Consider the following 17,092-nt stretch of genomic DNA (forward strand, 5'->3'; position numbering starts at 1 on the left):
ATAGTTATAGTAAAATAAATTTACAACACTAATAATCCGAATTCTCTTAGGGTTTTTATTGGTTTTGAATACCAAAATAATTCAAAGTCTTCCGATTGTATTTCAAAATCAGTTTTTATTTCTTGAAACGTATAAATTTTAGTATTAGAAACGGAGATTTTCAAAAGCATTTCTACGAGCCATTCTCCTTCTTGCTTATTGGTTTGAATCTTGAAGCTTTCTTTCTTATCATGGAAAGTCATAGTCATCATTTCCCAAGAATTACCTTTTTTGGATTTGGTAAAATGTTCTACAAATGGCTTTCCTCCTAGCCAAACAATTTTAGCAGTGGGTTTACTATTTAAATCATTTTCTTCTTGTAAAGCATCAAAAATAAAATCAGGGAAGATTTTGGTCTTCGGGATTTTAAATTCAAACCAATCCTGCAGTTCATAATCAAAACAGATTCCGTGCATGAAATTGAATAATGATTTCTTGAGTCCAAAACTGAATTTATCGTGGTCAATTCCAGTTGAATCGATATAATTAATATCGTTATTGGCGAAAGTTCCAATAACTTCCGTTTCTTTCACTACGCCAAATTTCTCTGGATATAATCCCACGGGACTGTGTGCTGTCATGGCAAACTGATGCCAAAATCCGGATTGCAGCACGCCCACTTCAAATAACTGACGTACCATTTCTAGACTGTCTACGGTTTCCTGGATGGTTTGTGTAGGATAACCATACATCAAATACGCATGAACCATTACGCCAGCTTCGGTAAAATTACGAGTGACTTTCGCAACTTGTTCGACTGTTACACCTTTGTCAATCAGTTTTAATAATCTGTCCGAAGCAACTTCCAATCCTCCGGAAACAGCAATACAACCGGAAGCTTTTAAAAGCAAACATAAATCTTTGGTAAAGCTTTTTTCGAATCGAATGTTGGTCCACCAAGTCACAGCTAATTTTCTTCGCAAAATTTCTAAAGCTAAAGCACGCATCAAAGCAGGAGGAGCCGCTTCATCAACAAAATGAAATCCGTTCTCGCCTGTTTGAGCAATCATTTCTTCCATTCGGTCGCACAACAAATTGGCAGCGACCGGTTCGTATATTTTTATATAATCCAAAGAAATATCACAAAATGTACATTTCCCCCAGTAGCAACCGTGCGCCATGGTGAGTTTATTCCAGCGTCCGTCGCTCCACATGCGGTGCATCGGATTCACAATTTCGATAACCGAAATATATTTATCCAAAAGCAAATCCGAATAATCTGGAGTTCCCACTTGGGATTGTTTATAATCGTGTTTTAGGGAATTATTTTTGTAAACGACTTTTCCTTCTTCTAAAAGGAATGTTCTTTTATAAGAATTGTGATCAGGATTTTCAATATTGTAAATTAATTCTTCAATTGGCATTTCACCATCATCCAGCGTGATATAATCAATGAACTCAAAAACCCGTGCATCCGAAAGCGAACGCAATTCGGTATTCGGGAAACCGCCACCCATTGAAATCTTAATGTTCGGATAATGCTTTTTCACCCATTGAGCGGAACGAAAAGCCGAATATAAATTTCCCGGAAACGGTACTGAAATCAAAAATAATGTAGGTTCAATTGTTTCTATTCGTTCTTTTAGAATGGAAAGCAAGATTCCATCAATATACGTTGGTTCTTGTTGTAAAGCTTGGTACAATTCGTCAAAAGAATTGGCTGAACGTCCCAAACGTTCCGCATAGCGACTGAAACCAAAATTAGCATCGACACATTCCACAATAAAATCAGAAATATCTTCGAGATATAAAGTTGCTAAATGTTTCGCTTTATCCTGTGTTCCCATCGTTCCAAAAGCCCAATCCAATTCTTCTAATTGAGCAAATCGGGAAGCTTCCGGCAAGAAATCTTCCTGACAAATTTGAAGCGCCAATGTTGGATTTTTTCCTTGTAAAAAAGCAATGACAGGATCAATTGTTTTAATATATTCATCTTGTAAAGCGTAAATACGTTTTGAGTTATCCGAAATTTCTCCAGCATTAAACTTTAAACTTGCAACCTCAAACAAACTTTGCAAACCTTCTTTCGAAAATAATTTCAAAATCACTTCGATTCCCAAATCGGCCTGAACGGATTCGATATTTTTGGTATTCAGAAACCCCTTTATATAAGCCGTTGCCGGATACGGTGTATTCAGTTGGGTAAAAGGCGGCGTGATAAGAAATAATTTGGTTTTCAAAAGAAATAATTTTGGTGCAAAAATAAGGGATAATTCTGTTCTTTTTAGGAAAAGATGGTCCACAATTCGAATTCCAAATTTAACTTCAAAAACAAAACGATACCTATAATTAAATGTTTGTGTGATTTGTACATATTTAGTTACATTTACAATTGTCAAATCAAATAAATGAAACTAAAATTACCCTTGCTTTTTTTAATAATATCTCAAATATCATTTGGTCAAAATGAAAAGAAAAACCATTATTTTAAAGAATACAAAAGTTATCGTTCAATTTTCATCGCACTCTATTTAATTATTTTTCTTTCTTTTTCGGTCAAAATGAGTTCCCAAACAATTCAGTGGCAAAACACGATTGGAGGTAATGATACAGAATGGGCTGATTTTATAGAATTGTCAAAGGATGGGAATTATATTTTGGGAGGATATTCTCACTCTAATATTTCTGGCGATAAAAGTGAGAATTCGAGAGGCGCAAGTGATTATTGGTTTATTAAAATTGATGACGTTTCTGGTAATTTATCATGGCAAAAAACAATTGGAGGAAATAATTATGATCATTTGACTTCTGCAAAAGAAACAACCGATGGTGGTTACATCCTTGGCGGCTACAGCTCTTCGGGAATATCAGGAGAAAAAACTCAAAATTCAAGAGGAGCTGATGATTATTGGGTCGTAAAACTAGATGCTAACAGAAATATTATTTGGGATAAAACTTTTGGTGGAACCGGGGTAGATCGATTAACATCAATTATTCAAACTTCTGACGGAGGCTATCTTATAGGAGGATCTTCGAATTCTAATATCTCAGGTGAAAAAGCGGACAATTCTCGAGGAAATCTTGACATGTGGATTATTAAAATCGATGCATCTGGAAATATAATGTGGCAAAAAACATTTGGAGGCAACAATTCTGATTGGGTTCAATCTATCGTTAAAACAACCGATGGTGGATACATCTTAGCTGGCTCATCTCATTCGAATATCTCGGGGGAAAAAAGTGAAAACTCAAGAGGATTAGGAGATTTTTGGTTTTTAAAAATCGATAGTACAGGAACTATTGTCTGGCAAAAAACAATTGGAGGAAACAATGGCGACTACGCAAAATCCATAATAGCCACCTCTGAGGGAAACTACATTATTGGAGGCGATTCGTCTTCTAATATTTCTGGAGACAAAACGGAAAAAACAGTGAATAATTCTACTGACGTTTGGCTACTAAAAATAAATGACCTTGGACAAATTCTATGGCAAAAAGATATTGGCGCAGATAGTACTGAAGCATTTGCTGATATTCGAATGACCTCCGACAACGGTTTTATTCTAGGAATCATGTCCTACTCGGGAATTTCAGGATACAAAACAGAAGCTTCAAGGGGAGACCGAGATTATTGGATAGTGAAACTTGACTCAACAGGTAAATTTGAATGGGATAAAACAGTAGGCGGTGATAGTCTTGACCAGACTCAATCTATAGTGCAAGCCAAAGATGGAGGTTATGTTGCGCTAGGCTGGTCACAATCTACTATTTCTGGAGATAAAACAGAGAATAAAAGCAGACTACAGGATTTTTGGGTTGTTAAACTCCAATTATGTTCTCAAAATCTTTCTGCTACCAGTAATTCTCCAATTTGTTCGGGTGATACGGTACAACTTTCAGCAACAGGTGGAACTAATTATTCTTGGACTGGGCCCAATGGATTTACTTCCTTGGAACAAAATCCATCTATATTAAATGCAAATGCTTCACAAAGCGGTCAATACACTTGTAGTATAACAGGAACTGGCGGATGCGATGATAAAAAGTCAGCCAATGTTGTGATAAACATTCAACCATTACCAACTGCAAATTCTCCCCAGTCATTTTGTATTTCACAAAATGCGAAATTAATTGATGTAATTATTAGTGGACAAAATTTAAAATGGTATGATTCACTAATGGGAATTACTTTATTACCGGCTTCAACTGTATTACAAGACGGAATGAATTATTACGCCTCACAAACTGTAGCTAATTGTGAAAGCAATCGCATTATGATAAATACCCGAATTTTAGCCCTTGCAAATTGTGATTTAACAGGAGAAGATACTTCGTCCTTGTCATATCCTAAATTCTTTACCCCAAACGGAGATGCTTTCAACGATACCTGGAATATTAAATTTTCAGATGTTGAAGAGGATTTAACCGTTAAAATATTTGATCGGTACGGAAAATTAATTGTAGAATTAAAAAATAATAGTGCTTGGAATGGAACTTTTAATGGACAAGAACTTACATCAACGGATTATTGGTTTGTTGTTACCAGAGCGAATGGGAAAGAATATCGAGGCCATTTTAGCTTGAAGAGGTAAAAAAATAACACACAAAAAAAGCCCAATAAATGGGCTTTTTAATCATAAAATAAATTTGATTACTTGACTTGAACCAAAATCCATTTGGATATTTCCTCTAATGCAATTGGAGAGAATGTTTGCTCAATAGTTTCATATTCATCGGGAGAACCGGTTTTGCATTCTTGAAAAAGATGATTCAAATTAGGTATAATTTTGGCGGTTGCTTTTTTATTACCTCCTTTTACCAGCGCATTTTTAATCGCATTTATATTTACATCAGCAGGAACTTGCAAATCTTTGTCTCCATTTATTGCCAAAACGGGACATTTCACTTTTTCTAAAGCTGTAGATGGATCGAATTTCAAAAAATTAACCATCCAAGGACTGGCAATTTGTGAAGTTAATCCGCTGATTTGTACCTCTGACATTTTATCTCCAAATTGCAATTTGAAATAACTATTTATTTTAGTTTTTAAATTGATATCACGTTCGCTCGAAGCTAAAACTATATCATAAGCACCTTTAAAAATTTCTTGTCCCTTCATAATTTCACTTTCAGGAACTCCCATTTGTCGTTCTATTTTTTCCTTTTGTAAAAGCATCAATTTATCGCCACGAATTCCTGTTCCTGCCAATAATACAATAAAATCTATATCCTTTGAATTCCCCGCAACAATAGGTGCAATTACTCCTCCTTCGCTGTGTCCAATTAATCCAATTTTATTTTTATCAATTTCTTTTCTGCTGCGCAAATAATCAACTCCTGCTTGAACGTCTTTGGCAAAATCCATAGTGGTTGCTTTTTTAAAATCACCGGAAGATTTTGCAACTCCTCGATCATCAAATCTTAAAACCGCAATTCCTTTTTTAGTCAAATAATCGGCTAAAACAAGAAAGGGTTTATGTCCCATTAATTCTTCATCTCTGTTTTGAGGACCGCTACCGGAAATCAAAATTACGGCAGGAAAACGGCCTTCTTTTTGTGGCAAACTTAAAGTTCCAGCCAAAACATTTTTATCTGTTTTATTTTCAAATGTAACTTCTTCTGTATAATAAGAATAAGGTATTTGTGGCTCCTGAGGTCTTAGTACTAGCTTTTTTTCTATAATTCCTCTTGAAATATTCATACCAAACGACTGACCCGCTTGTACAAAATTACCAACAATTATATTCTCTTTATTTAATGTTCCTTCATAACTAATTGAAGCAGCTGGTATTTGCAACTTCAAAATAGAATTTTCAAAACTGGTTGTCGTTACTGGAATTCCTTTAGCACCTTGATCAGGACTATCCATGGTAGAACTATAACCATTTTCGGATTTACTGACATTAAATACAACTCTTAACTGTGCGCCGGGAACTTTCAAAACGCCATTCCATTGCCCTGTAATTTCTTGCCCAACCATTGTAAAAGAGGCGAAAATTGCTACTAAAAAAAATACTGTTTTCTTCATTTTATCTGACTAAATCTATTAATTAATACTAAATCCAAAGTCCTAACTGTTTTTCTCTATCTCCTTAAACTTAATGTAAGAATACACCATAGGAACGACTGCCAATACAACAACAAGTGTAATAAAAGCAACCGAGAAAGAATCATTTTCTAAAATCAATCCTCCCAATACGATTACTAACCCTCCAATAACCCAAAGTTTACTTGCAAAAGTATGCGTAGATTTCCACACCTCTTTATTTTCTAAAGTCCATGGTGTTCGTATACCTAAAAAATAATTCGGCTGAATTACTTTAAAATAATTTCCCATTACCACAATTAAAATTCCAATAAGAGCATAAATTAAATTTGGACTTGAAGTGGATTGATTTACTGTTATATACAAAATGGCAACTGCTAAAGTTGACATCAACAAAACCAATATAAATTTCAATTGGTAGTACTTCCCTCCCATTATCTCAATTCTCTTTTTGGGATCAATTTTAGGGATAACTAAAAGTAAAAGATACGTTAAAACCGGCAAAAGAAATAGCAGCCCAATCAAAGAATATTTATCTCCCCAACGATCAATTTCTCCACTAGAATTCCAATGAGTCGGAACTTTTTCGGGTAAGGTATTCCACAGAAAAGCCAAATAAATAAAAGGGATTAAAACAATTGCGATAATAGGTAATTCATTTCTTAAAGTTAATTTCATGTTTTTATTTTTTAAAAGTTAATATCCATTGCAAAACATCTTCCATTATAGTGGTGTTGATAGAATAAATTACGAATTGCCCTTTTTTTTCAGAGGTAATTAAATCGGCTTGTTTTAAAATATCCAAATGGTGTGAAATACTGGGTTTTGAAATATTAAAATGATCCGCTATTTCACCTGCAGACCTTTCTTTAGTTTTCAAAAGTTCTAATATTTCTCTGCGAGTCGCATCGTTTAATGCTTTAAAAATGGCATTCATTATTTAAAGTATTTATATATTTAGACAAATGTCTAAATATTTTTTCGCTTTAGCAAATATTTGTTCCGATATTTTTCGGTAATTTAGCATCAAATAAAATCCAATATGCCAACCGACTGTATCAGCTATCAAAACTCCGGATATTTCTCTTCTTTGATGAACGATTATTTAGATCAAAAAAACAATTTAGATTCTCTATACAATAGATTTCCAAAACTTGAAAACTTTGAAAGCCAAATCCTAGAAAAGCAAAACAACTACGACAATCATAACAGACCTATTTTAGTTTCGGCTTTACAAAAACAATATTTAAAAGTTGAAACTTCGGCTTTAACTAAACAAAATATTGAAGCTTTAGCACTTCCAAATACATTTACGGTCACCACTGGTCATCAATTAAATTTATTCAGCGGACCTTTGTATTTTTTGTACAAAATTATTTCAACCATTAATTTAACTAATGAATTAAAAGCGAAATATCCTTCCTATAACTTTGTTCCTATTTACTGGATGGCAACCGAAGATCATGATTTTGAAGAGATTAATTATTTCAATTTTAAAGGAAAAAAATTCCGATGGAATACAGAAAGTACTGGTCCTGTTGGAAGATTATCTACTAAAGGTTTAGAGGATTTCTTTGAGGTATTTGCCTTGGAATTAGGTTCAAGTACATATGCCGAGACCCTGAAAAAAATGTTTCAGGAATCGTATCTCACTCATGCTAATTTGGCTGATGCTACAAGACATTTAGCTAATGCATTATTTGGCGCATACGGTTTGGTTATTCTGGATGCGGACAATTCCGATTTAAAACGCGCTTTTATTCCTTATGCTAAAGAAGAATTGCTGCATCAATCTTCATATCCATTAGTACTCGAAACTGCCAAACAACTAAAAGACTATACGATTCAGGTGAATCCTCGTGAAATCAATTTGTTTTATATTGAAGATAACCTGCGAGAACGTATCGTTCTTGAAAATGGGAAATACAAAGTAAATCATACTAAAATTGATTTTTCTGAAAGTGAAATTCTGATATTACTCGAATCACATCCGGAAAAATTCAGTCCTAACGTGATTATGCGTCCGTTATATCAAGAAGTGATTTTACCAAATCTATGCTACATTGGCGGCGGAGGAGAAATTGCGTATTGGTTGGAATTAAAATCATTTTTTGCTGCTGCAAAAGTGACTTTCCCTATTCTTTTACTAAGAAATTCAGTTTTATTGGCAACCGAAAAACAAGCTAAAAAAGCAGACAAACTGGACTTAAGCTGGAAAGACTTATTTTCAAACCAAGCTGAATTATTAAATAATAAGACCCGACAATTATCTGAATTCCCAATCGATTTGTCAGCGATTAAAGAGCAATTACAAAAACAATTCGGATCACTATATGAAATTGCCAATCATACCGACGAATCCTTTATTGGAGCGGTAAAAGCCCAAGAAGTAAAACAAACAAAGGGATTGGAAAACCTGGAAAAACGTTTACTAAAAGCACAAAAAAGAAAGTTAAGCGACATATTGCAACGCATCACAGACTTACAAAACGACTTATTCCCAAATGAAAGTTTACAAGAGCGTCAGGCTAATTTTTCTGAATTTTATATAGAAAACGGAGCAAATTTGATTCCAATGATTATCAATAACTTAAAACCTTTGGAACAAAATTTTGATATAATTTTATTGCCGTAAACTCTAGTATTATTAACCAAAACCAACAAAAAATCAATGACTAAAGAACGCTTAATTTCGCTGGATGTATTTAGAGGCTTCACAATTTTATTGATGACAATTGTAAATAATCCTGGAAGTTGGGATCATATTTATCCACCATTAGAACATGCAGAATGGAACGGATGCACCCCAACGGATTTGGTCTTTCCCTTCTTTATTTTTATAATGGCAGTAGCAATATCTTTTGCAATGCCAACTAAACAGTTTGATAGCACCACTTTTAATAAAACATCAATACGCGCTTTACGGATTTTTTGTTTGGGATTATTTCTCAATTTTTTTGGTAAAATAGAACTTTTTGGTCTGCAAGGAATTCCATTATTATTAGGCAAATTAGTCATTACCATAGGAGTAAGTTATGCGCTTTTAGGTAACTTCAGCTTGAAAATCAAGACCTATTTGACACTTTTTGTCTTTGCCCTTTTACTCTTTTTAGCATACAGCGGTATCGAAGCATATCAAGAGGTTAGAATTCCAGGCGTGCTTCAACGAATTGGAATTGTCTATTTTTTTGTTTCTCTATTGTATTTAAAAACCAGTCAAAAAGCACAACTTCTAACCGCTATAGCACTATTACTGGCATATTGGGGATTAATGGCTTTAGTACCCGTTCCGGGAATTGGAGCGGCAAACTTTCAAAAAGGAACTAACTTGGGCGCTTGGTTAGATAGTGTAGTATTAGAAGGACACATGTGGATTTTTTCAAAAACTTGGGATCCTGAAGGAATCTTAAGTACCATTCCCGCAATAGCTTCAGGAATAATCGGGTTGTTGATTGGACAATTGATTAACCGTACTTTACCAAAGTTGGAAATTGTCAAAAAAATGGCAATAATAGGTTTAATACTTACTTTATTGGGACTACTTTGGAACATCGTATTTCCTATCAACAAATCACTTTGGACCAGCTCTTATGTTTTATACACTTCAGGATTAGCCATACTATGTTTAACTTTTTTATTTTATGTGATTGAAGTTGCAGATTATAAAAAATGGACAAAGTTGTTTTTAATTTGGGGCGTAAATCCAATGGTGGTATTCTTTTTCTCCGGCATTATTCCGCAAGGCTTGAGAATGATTCAATTCCAAAATCCTCAAATACCAACAGAACAAATCAATCTTCAAAAGTATCTTTATAGTTTTTGGATTGAGCCATTTTTCAATAATCCATTATTGGCATCCTTAGTCGGAGCTTTAATTTACGTAGGAATTTGGTCTTTCATTTTGTGGTTATTTTACAAAAACAAGTTAATTTTTAAAGTATAAAATAATAAAAACAGCACTTTTAAATAAATAAAAGCGGCTAAACTGCTGATTTAACAATTTCAATTCAAAAAAAAGTCTATTTTTGCACAAAATTTAAAAAACAGAAAATAAAATGGCTACTAATAGAACTTTTACAATGATTAAGCCTGATGGCGTTGAGAACGGACACATCGGAAATATATTAGCAATGATTACAACTGCTGGTTTCAAAATTGTTTCTTTGAAATTAACTCAATTAACAATTGCTGATGCACAAGCATTTTACGCTGTACACGCTGCAAGACCTTTCTACGGTGAATTAGTTGAATTCATGACTCGTGGTCCTATTGTTGCTGCTATTTTAGAAAAAGACAATGCTGTTGAAGATTTTAGAACTTTAATTGGTGCTACAAACCCAGCTGAAGCTGCTGAAGGAACTATCCGTAAGGCATACGCAACTTCTATTGGAGAAAATGCAGTTCACGGTTCTGATAGCGATGAAAATGCAGCTATCGAAGGTGCGTTCCATTTTGCTGGAAGAGAGCAGTTCTAGTATTCTGTTACAGATAAATAAAAAAATCCCGTTTCAAAATTGAAACGGGATTTTTTTATTTTACAATCACAACTAAATACTGAGCACTGAATACTGAACACTTCTTCATTATCTCAAAACAACATCTCTCACAACGTCACGACGTAATTCTTCATTAATCATCGCGACAATTTTAGACTTTCCATGACTTAATTCTTCTCTTAAAACCGATGAAGTCAATTCAACATACAAAGTCGAACCTTTCAAAACCACGTTATTCGTATAACTGTTCACTCCGTTCCCCATCAAATTTTTCCACGCATCTTTCACATCAATCTGGTCCATTCCGGGTTGAAGTTTATTTACTTGGATAATTTGTTTCAAAACATCCCCAATCGTACTTTGATTATTTAGTCTTTTTGCCATCGCCCAGAAGATTTATTGGTCCCGTTTTCTTATAATGATATTCCTTTTTTTCCTGGTTTTTAAGCACCATTTTATCTTCCGAAAGAGAGATTAACTCCTCACTCCATTTTGTAAACGGAGTCGAATAATCTATAAATGCTTTATCGTCTGCAAATCGCACAGTTACATTTTCATAGGTATTGTTTACCAAAAAAGTACCGTCTAGCTGCGGCATAACTTTCTTTCTGGTTCCACTGTTATTTTTGCCTATTTGAAAATAATCATAACTTTCATTCATCCCATAATCCTTATCTTTTCCTTGGTCAAAAACTACTTTTTCAATTTCCCAATATCCATTAATTTTAGCAACATCAGCAGGAGTTATCTTTTGCTGACAAGCAACAAAAAACAGTGAAATAAATACAATTCTAAATGCATTTTTCATATAATTATTATTTTTAGGAGCTATTTCCCGCTGTCCACTATATCTTTTTCTTGTTATTCTTCCTTCGTCAGAATTTCAAGAAAAAGGATGCCGTTTCCATCAGGGCTAGGTCATTTGAAACCAAATACTATTTTCGTTTCAAAGACAAAGTTAAACTTAATAAACGCAAAGAAAACAAAAAAAGGAAAAACACATTAAACTATTTTATATATTTTTGGTCTTAAACTAATTAGAAATAAATCATTAGTAAGATGCCAAAAACAATCTATAGTTTCCTTATCCTATTACTATGCTTCGGTTGTAATTCAGAAACTGTTGAGCCTGCGCCTACACCAACAGAAACGATTTATTTCCCACCATTAACCGGTACTATTTGGGAAACAAAATCAATTGCAGGTTTAGGTTGGAAACAAACCGCCGTCCAGCCACTTTTGGATTATTTAGAACTGAAACACACAAAGGGTTTCATTATTCTGGTCAACGGCCGTATCGTCATGGAAAATTATTTCAACGGTCATTCAGCGTCTGCTAATTGGTATTGGGCCAGTGCCGGAAAAACATTGACTTCCACTTTAACTGGAATTGCCCAACAAGAAAATATAATAAACATAAACAATAAAGTTTCTCAATATATTGGAACGGGTTGGACAAGCGAAACTTTAGCTCAAGAAAATTTAATTACCTGCAAAAACCTACTCACAATGACTTCCGGTATCGAAGATATTGCTAATGGTGATGATGTTTCCCCTTCAAGTCTTCAGTACAAAGCTGATGCCGGAACCCGTTGGGCCTATCATAACGTATATGTAAAATTGCAAGACGTGATTGCGCAAGCAAGCGGTCAAACTTGGAACGCTTATTTCAATGCAAAATTAAGAGACAAAATAGGAATGGATGGTGCTTGGTTTCAATCTGGCAATAATTCCGTTTATGGAAGTACAACTAGAAGTATGGCTCGTTTTGGATTGTTGATGTACAATAAAGGAAAATGGGATAACACTATTATTTTGAACGAAACCTATTTTAACGAAGCGACAAATACTTCACAAACAATAAATCTTGGTTACGGATATTTATGGTGGCTCAATGGAAAAAGCAGTTACCATTTACCACAATCACAACTTACGATTCCCGGAAGTATCATTCCTACTGCGCCAAATGATATGTTTATGGCTTTAGGCAAAAATGACCAGAAAACATATGTCATTCCTAGCAAGAAAATGGTAGTAATTAGAATGGCCGACGCAGCTGATAACGTCAATCTGGCGCTGTCGGATTTTGATGAAACTTTATGGCAGAAAATCAGTGCTTTGTATCAGTAAAAATTATTTGTTTTTCATCCTTTTTACCATTCCCAGAACAAAGAAAACTAAACCAACCAGCAATAAAAAATAGTAAAAACTAATACTTTTACTTCTGATAAGATTGGCCAAAACAAAAGAAGAAATACTGATAAAATAAAAATAAATCGGGTTTGTATTTTTAAAAGAAGAAAAATTCATTGCATTATATTATTTAAAGAAACTATCCACAAATTCGTACTTATTAAACACCTGTAAATCTTCAATTTTTTCCCCTACACCAATGTATTTGACAGGAATTTGAAATTGATCTGAAATCCCAATTACGACACCTCCTTTAGCAGTACCGTCTAATTTAGTAACCGCTAAACAAGTTACCTCTGTAGCGGCAGTAAATTGTTTGGCTTGCTCAAACGCATTTTGACCCGTAGAACCATCAAGAACCAACAAAACATCGTGAGGTGCATCCCCTACAACTTTTTGCATTACTCGTTTCACTTTTGTCAACTCGTTCATCAAATTGATTTTGTTATGCAAACGTCCTGCAGTGTCAATAATTACGATATCTGCATTTTGAGCAACCGCGGACTGCAAAGTATCAAAAGCCACCGATGCAGGATCACTTCCCATATCCTGACGAACAATAGGAACACCTACTCTATCCGCCCAAATTTGCAATTGATCTATAGCTGCGGCACGAAAAGTATCTGCAGCACCCAAAACCACTTTGTAGCCTTGTTTTTTAAATTGATATGCTAATTTTCCTATAGTAGTCGTTTTTCCCACTCCGTTGACACCAACAACCATTAAAACATAAGGCTTGGTTTGAGTTGGAATCACAAATTCAGTAGCTTCACCTGAATTTGTTTCAGACAGTAAACTAGCTATTTCCTCCCTAAGGATTTGATTTAGTTCTTCTATTCCAAGATATTTATCCGAAGCTACACGCTTTTCTATCCGAGTGATAATTTTCAATGTGGTATTTACCCCAACATCCGAAGCCACGAGAATTTCTTCCAGATTATCTAAAACGTCATCATCAACTTTAGTCTTTCCGGCAACCGCTTTGGTCAATTTTGAAAAGAAAGTTGTTTTTGATTTTTCCAGACCTTTGTCTAATGTTTCTTTTTTCTCTTGGGAAAATATTCTTTTGAAAAAACTCATTGTGTAATAGTATTAAAAATGAAGTATTTAGACTTAAAGAGTCAATACGATTTTCTAACGGTAAATATAGAAAATAAAAAAGCTACTTCCGAATGAAAGTAGCTTTTCTATATAATGTGATTGTTAACTATTTCTTTTTCAAGAATTCATCAACTGCTTCTGGAGCCATAATAGATTCTACGAATGTATATGCTCCTGTTACTGGAGATTTCACCATTTTGATGGCTTTTGATAATCTCTTAGAAGATGTCTGTAACGTTGCTACTGTTTTCTTTGCCATGATTTAAATGTATATGTATTTTAACAAAACCTCCAAATGTCACCATTTGAAATTTTCATCAAAATCGCTAATTATTACTTAATTTCTTTGTGAACTGTTACACGTTTCAAGATTGGATTAAATTTCTTAATCTCTAATCTGTCTGGAGTATTTTTTTTGTTCTTTGTTGTGATGTATCTTGAAGTCCCTGCAACACCTGAAGTCTTGTGCTCAGTACATTCTAAAATTACCTGGATTCTATTACCTTTCTTTGCCATCTTGCTATTTTTTTATTTTGGAATGGATTATTTAATAAATCCTTCTGACTGTGCTTTTTTCAAAACCGCAGCAATTCCATTTTTGTTAATTGTTTTTATCGTAGATGCTGCTACTCTAAGAGTAATCCATCTATCTTCTTCTGGAAGATAAAAACGCTTTTTAACTAAGTTTACAGAAAATTTTCTCTTAGTTTTATTCATAGCGTGAGAAACGTTATTTCCTACCATCGCTCTTTTACCTGTAAGGTCACAAACTCTTGACATTATCTTATCTTTTATCGTTATTCAAATCGAGGGTGCAAAGAAAAGAAAAATAAACCTATTATGCAAAATAATTAAAGCACATTTTTCAAAATTTCTTTCTGTAATATTTCCAAACTCTTCATTACTGTTCTATCTATCACTTTTTCACGTGGTTGACCAAAATTAAATTCTTCAACAATTATATCATTTGGAGTAGCCAATGCGATAAAAACAGTGCCAATTAGAGCTTCTGAGTCCCCTTTTGAAGGTCCGGCGTTTCCGGTTGTGGCAATTGCGTAATCCGTTTTCATCATTTTTTTGATACTCAAAGCCATAGCCGAAACTACTTCCCTACTTACAACAGAATGCTCTTTTATGAGGCTGTCCGGTATGCCAAGAACATTAATTTTAATCTCTGTCGCATAGCAAACCACACTACCCTTAAAATAATTTGAAGCTCCTGGAAAAGAGGTTAAAAGTTGAGCAATTTTGCCTCCAGTGCAACTTTCAGCCGTTGAAATAGTTTTATTTTGTTTTGTCAGCATTTTCCCAACAACTACCTCTAAGGTTTCGTCATCATCAAAACCAACAATAATATCGTGGATTATCGCATCCAATGACTTAACATTTTCAGCAATTGCTGCCTCTAATTTTTCTTTATCAGTACCTCTGCCAGAAAGTCTCAAACGAACCCTTCCCGGAGCTGGCAAATAAGCCAATTTTATAAATTCTGGAAGGTTATTTTCCCATTCTTCTATCCGTTCGGCAACATGACTTTCGCCCTGACCATAAGTAAGAATTGTTTTATGGATAATATAAGGACGTTTGTACTCCCGAACTACTTTTGGAATGATTTCATTTTCGACTAAATATTTCATTTCATAAGGAACTCCAGGAAGCGAAATAAAAACCGTATTTTCTTTTTTCATCCACATCCCTGGTGCTGTTCCTACCTGATTATGAAGCACTGTACATTTAGAAGGAACAAGAGCCTGGTCTTTATTAATTTGAGAAGCTTTTCTATTCATCACACGTTCAATTAACTCGACAACGTGATTTTCGACTGCTTTATTAACTACCAATTCATCTTCAAAATAGTCACAGAATGTTGTTTTGGTAATGTCATCTTTTGTAGGTCCTAAACCACCAGTTATAATAACTAAATCTACCTTGTTTTGAAGCTTTGCAAAAGTATCCAAAATGTGTTTTTTATCATCACTTATCGAAATCATTTCGTTAATTTCTACACCAATTCTGTCTAATGATTTGGCAATAAAAGCAGAATTCGTATCGACAATTTGTCCAATTAAAATTTCGTCACCTATAGTAATTATGGTTGCTTTCATTTTTTTGAAGTTGATGGAGTTTTTTTTCTGAGATTTTAATCTAAAAACAGAATATCTAAATTAGTAGATTCCGTTTTGCGTGAGGGATAAAAGTGAAAATCATCTCTAATCTCGTTCTTATAACGAGAAGAAAGAGATTGCAACGGATAGCCCGACCACGCTGTAACGATAGTGAAAGCGTGGTCAAGCCCAAATTTTACAAATCAAAGTCTTTTTTGATTTCTTTGATAGCATCATTAACCTGATTCTTTACGCTTTTGAAAGTTTCTTTTATTTCTTTCTTTTTACCCTCTGCTTTTGTCCAAGCTTCAATTTGCAGAATTTCTTCAAAAGCGACATTCAGACCCAATAAATCAAGGGTAGGTTTAATTTTGTGAGCATAAGCATAAGCATGTTTATGATCTTTCTTTTTTATTCCTTCTTTGATTTGCATTAAATCTTCAGGAACTTCGGTAACAAACAAATTCAGAATTTCATTTACAAATTCTGGATCGTTATCTGAAAGTGCGTACACTTTGGAAAGGTTATATTTTAAAGCCATTATTTTACTTGTATTCTAAAGAGTTGTTGTCCTTCTAAAAATCCTTCTAAAACATCGTCTGGTTTTACGGCAGCCACTCCTTCCGGAGTACCTGTGAAAATGATATCGCCAATTTTTAGCGTAAAAAACTGAGAAACATAAGAAATTAGTTCGTCAATTTTCCACAACATATGACTGGAATTACTTTTTTGCACCGTTTCATTATTGTTCGTCAATTCAAATGTAATATTTTCTAACGAATTAAATTGATTTTTTGGTATAAATTCTCCTATAACTGCCGAACCGTCAAATGCTTTTGCTTTTTCCCAAGGCAGACCTTTTGCCTTTAATTTATCTTGTAAATCACGAGCTGTAAAATCGATTCCAACACTGATTTCGTCATAATATTTATGAGCAAACTTAGGTTCAATATACTTCCCAACTTTATTGATTTTTACAATAATTTCGATTTCATGGTGAACATCTTCCGAAAATTCAGGAATTACAAACGGATGCTGTTTCAATAAAACAGCCGAATCCGGTTTCATGAAAACAACTGGTTCTGTTGGCCTTTCGTTCTGTAATTCTTCTATATGGTTGGTATAATTTCTACCTATGCAGATTATTTTCATTGTTTTGATTTTCAATAGTC

General features: G+C 34.1%; 18 protein-coding genes. 5 read left to right on the top strand and 13 right to left on the bottom strand.

Annotated features, from left to right (window positions below; all coding sequences use genetic code 11):
- Positions 1–20 precede the first annotated feature (20 nt).
- Positions 21–2,219, bottom strand: coding sequence for a B12-binding domain-containing radical SAM protein (locus BUC23_RS06785; RefSeq protein ID WP_073207734.1), 2,199 nt, complete (start codon positions 2,217–2,219; stop codon positions 21–23).
- Between the two features lie 168 nt (positions 2,220–2,387).
- On the opposite strand from BUC23_RS06785, the gene BUC23_RS06790 reads away from it, so the two are divergent.
- Positions 2,388–4,571 carry a T9SS type B sorting domain-containing protein gene (locus BUC23_RS06790; protein ID WP_073207450.1) on the top strand — a complete coding sequence of 728 codons (2,184 nt, stop codon included), beginning with the start codon at positions 2,388–2,390 and terminating at the stop codon, positions 4,569–4,571.
- Positions 4,572–4,630: 59 nt separating this feature from the next.
- Here the strand turns inward: BUC23_RS06790 and BUC23_RS06795 are convergent, their stop codons facing one another.
- The 3 genes from BUC23_RS06795 to BUC23_RS06805 are packed head-to-tail and all read right to left on the bottom strand — an operon-like array spanning position 4,631 to position 6,962.
- Positions 4,631–6,007, bottom strand: coding sequence for an alpha/beta hydrolase family protein (locus BUC23_RS06795; protein WP_073207453.1), 1,377 nt, complete (start codon positions 6,005–6,007; stop codon positions 4,631–4,633).
- Between the two features lie 42 nt (positions 6,008–6,049).
- Positions 6,050–6,703, bottom strand: coding sequence for an SdpI family protein (locus tag BUC23_RS06800; RefSeq protein ID WP_073207455.1), 654 nt, complete (start codon positions 6,701–6,703; stop codon positions 6,050–6,052).
- 4 nt (positions 6,704–6,707) lie between these two features.
- A complete protein-coding gene (locus BUC23_RS06805) occupies positions 6,708–6,962 on the bottom strand; it encodes an autorepressor SdpR family transcription factor (RefSeq protein WP_073207458.1) in 255 nt (84 codons plus the stop codon).
- A 105-nt stretch (positions 6,963–7,067) separates the two neighbouring features.
- Between BUC23_RS06805 and bshC the strand changes: the two genes are divergently transcribed.
- From bshC to BUC23_RS06820, 3 genes are all read left to right on the top strand, one after another.
- Positions 7,068–8,660 carry a bacillithiol biosynthesis cysteine-adding enzyme BshC gene (gene bshC / locus BUC23_RS06810; protein ID WP_073207460.1) on the top strand — a complete coding sequence of 531 codons (1,593 nt, stop codon included), beginning with the start codon at positions 7,068–7,070 and terminating at the stop codon, positions 8,658–8,660.
- A gap of 36 nt (positions 8,661–8,696) precedes the next feature.
- A complete protein-coding gene (locus BUC23_RS06815) occupies positions 8,697–9,968 on the top strand; it encodes an acyltransferase family protein (protein ID WP_073207463.1) in 1,272 nt (423 codons plus the stop codon).
- Between the two features lie 112 nt (positions 9,969–10,080).
- Positions 10,081–10,500: a nucleoside-diphosphate kinase gene (locus BUC23_RS06820; protein WP_073207465.1), complete on the top strand. Its 420-nt coding sequence runs from the start codon at positions 10,081–10,083 to the stop codon at positions 10,498–10,500.
- A gap of 108 nt (positions 10,501–10,608) precedes the next feature.
- On the opposite strand, the gene BUC23_RS06825 is transcribed toward BUC23_RS06820, so the two are convergent.
- Together BUC23_RS06825 and BUC23_RS06830 are read right to left on the bottom strand one after the other, a co-directional pair.
- Positions 10,609–10,905, bottom strand: coding sequence for a DciA family protein (locus BUC23_RS06825; protein WP_073207467.1), 297 nt, complete (start codon positions 10,903–10,905; stop codon positions 10,609–10,611).
- Positions 10,886–11,329 (bottom strand): hypothetical protein, encoded by a 444-nt coding sequence (locus BUC23_RS06830; RefSeq protein WP_073207470.1) that lies wholly within the window; start codon positions 11,327–11,329, stop codon positions 10,886–10,888. The genes BUC23_RS06825 and BUC23_RS06830 overlap by 20 nt, the downstream gene beginning before the upstream one ends.
- A gap of 251 nt (positions 11,330–11,580) precedes the next feature.
- Between BUC23_RS06830 and BUC23_RS06835 the strand changes: the two genes are divergently transcribed.
- Positions 11,581–12,651 carry a serine hydrolase domain-containing protein gene (locus BUC23_RS06835; RefSeq protein WP_073207473.1) on the top strand — a complete coding sequence of 357 codons (1,071 nt, stop codon included), beginning with the start codon at positions 11,581–11,583 and terminating at the stop codon, positions 12,649–12,651.
- Between the two features lie 189 nt (positions 12,652–12,840).
- Here the strand turns inward: BUC23_RS06835 and ftsY are convergent, their stop codons facing one another.
- From ftsY to BUC23_RS06870, 7 genes are all read right to left on the bottom strand, one after another.
- Entirely contained in the window at positions 12,841–13,794 is a 954-nt protein-coding gene (ftsY, locus tag BUC23_RS06840; RefSeq protein WP_073207477.1) for a signal recognition particle-docking protein FtsY, read from the bottom strand.
- Positions 13,795–13,921: 127 nt separating this feature from the next.
- On the bottom strand, positions 13,922–14,074 hold the full coding sequence (locus BUC23_RS06845) for a DUF4295 domain-containing protein (protein ID WP_073207479.1): 153 nt from the start codon (positions 14,072–14,074) through the stop codon (positions 13,922–13,924).
- A 74-nt stretch (positions 14,075–14,148) separates the two neighbouring features.
- Entirely contained in the window at positions 14,149–14,331 is a 183-nt protein-coding gene (gene rpmG, locus BUC23_RS06850; RefSeq protein WP_017495179.1) for a 50S ribosomal protein L33, read from the bottom strand.
- A gap of 27 nt (positions 14,332–14,358) precedes the next feature.
- Positions 14,359–14,595, bottom strand: a complete 237-nt coding sequence (rpmB, locus tag BUC23_RS06855; protein ID WP_024980263.1) for a 50S ribosomal protein L28 — start codon at positions 14,593–14,595, stop codon at positions 14,359–14,361.
- A gap of 71 nt (positions 14,596–14,666) precedes the next feature.
- Complete coding sequence (locus BUC23_RS06860; RefSeq protein ID WP_073207482.1) at positions 14,667–15,920, bottom strand: competence/damage-inducible protein A; 1,254 nt, start codon at positions 15,918–15,920, stop codon at positions 14,667–14,669.
- A 196-nt stretch (positions 15,921–16,116) separates the two neighbouring features.
- Positions 16,117–16,461 carry an Hpt domain-containing protein gene (locus BUC23_RS06865; RefSeq protein WP_073207485.1) on the bottom strand — a complete coding sequence of 115 codons (345 nt, stop codon included), beginning with the start codon at positions 16,459–16,461 and terminating at the stop codon, positions 16,117–16,119.
- On the bottom strand, positions 16,461–17,072 hold the full coding sequence (locus tag BUC23_RS06870; RefSeq protein WP_073207489.1) for a fumarylacetoacetate hydrolase family protein: 612 nt from the start codon (positions 17,070–17,072) through the stop codon (positions 16,461–16,463). The genes BUC23_RS06865 and BUC23_RS06870 overlap by 1 nt, the downstream gene beginning before the upstream one ends.
- Positions 17,073–17,092 lie beyond the last annotated feature (20 nt).

Source organism: Flavobacterium xinjiangense (genome assembly GCF_900142885.1).
Lineage (GTDB): Bacteria > Bacteroidota > Bacteroidia > Flavobacteriales > Flavobacteriaceae > Flavobacterium > Flavobacterium xinjiangense.

Bases quoted from the DNA above. Each gene is read 5' to 3' on its own strand.
- BUC23_RS06795 (WP_073207453.1), bottom strand. From the start codon at position 6,007: ATGAAGAAAACAGTATTTTTTTTAGTAGCAATTTTCGCCTCTTTTACA.
- BUC23_RS06870 (WP_073207489.1), bottom strand. From the start codon at position 17,072: ATGAAAATAATCTGCATAGGTAGAAATTATACCAACCATATAGAAGAA.
- BUC23_RS06865 (WP_073207485.1), bottom strand. From the start codon at position 16,461: ATGGCTTTAAAATATAACCTTTCCAAAGTGTACGCACTTTCAGATAAC.
- bshC (WP_073207460.1), top strand. From the start codon at position 7,068: ATGCCAACCGACTGTATCAGCTATCAAAACTCCGGATATTTCTCTTCT.
- ftsY (WP_073207477.1), bottom strand. From the start codon at position 13,794: ATGAGTTTTTTCAAAAGAATATTTTCCCAAGAGAAAAAAGAAACATTA.
- BUC23_RS06790 (WP_073207450.1), top strand. From the start codon at position 2,388: ATGAAACTAAAATTACCCTTGCTTTTTTTAATAATATCTCAAATATCA.
- BUC23_RS06860 (WP_073207482.1), bottom strand. From the start codon at position 15,920: ATGAAAGCAACCATAATTACTATAGGTGACGAAATTTTAATTGGACAA.
- BUC23_RS06835 (WP_073207473.1), top strand. From the start codon at position 11,581: ATGCCAAAAACAATCTATAGTTTCCTTATCCTATTACTATGCTTCGGT.
- BUC23_RS06815 (WP_073207463.1), top strand. From the start codon at position 8,697: ATGACTAAAGAACGCTTAATTTCGCTGGATGTATTTAGAGGCTTCACA.
- rpmG (WP_017495179.1), bottom strand. From the start codon at position 14,331: ATGGCAAAGAAAGGTAATAGAATCCAGGTAATTTTAGAATGTACTGAG.
- BUC23_RS06800 (WP_073207455.1), bottom strand. From the start codon at position 6,703: ATGAAATTAACTTTAAGAAATGAATTACCTATTATCGCAATTGTTTTA.
- BUC23_RS06825 (WP_073207467.1), bottom strand. From the start codon at position 10,905: ATGGCAAAAAGACTAAATAATCAAAGTACGATTGGGGATGTTTTGAAA.
- BUC23_RS06845 (WP_073207479.1), bottom strand. From the start codon at position 14,074: ATGGCAAAGAAAACAGTAGCAACGTTACAGACATCTTCTAAGAGATTA.
- BUC23_RS06805 (WP_073207458.1), bottom strand. From the start codon at position 6,962: ATGAATGCCATTTTTAAAGCATTAAACGATGCGACTCGCAGAGAAATA.
- rpmB (WP_024980263.1), bottom strand. From the start codon at position 14,595: ATGTCAAGAGTTTGTGACCTTACAGGTAAAAGAGCGATGGTAGGAAAT.
- BUC23_RS06820 (WP_073207465.1), top strand. From the start codon at position 10,081: ATGGCTACTAATAGAACTTTTACAATGATTAAGCCTGATGGCGTTGAG.
- BUC23_RS06830 (WP_073207470.1), bottom strand. From the start codon at position 11,329: ATGAAAAATGCATTTAGAATTGTATTTATTTCACTGTTTTTTGTTGCT.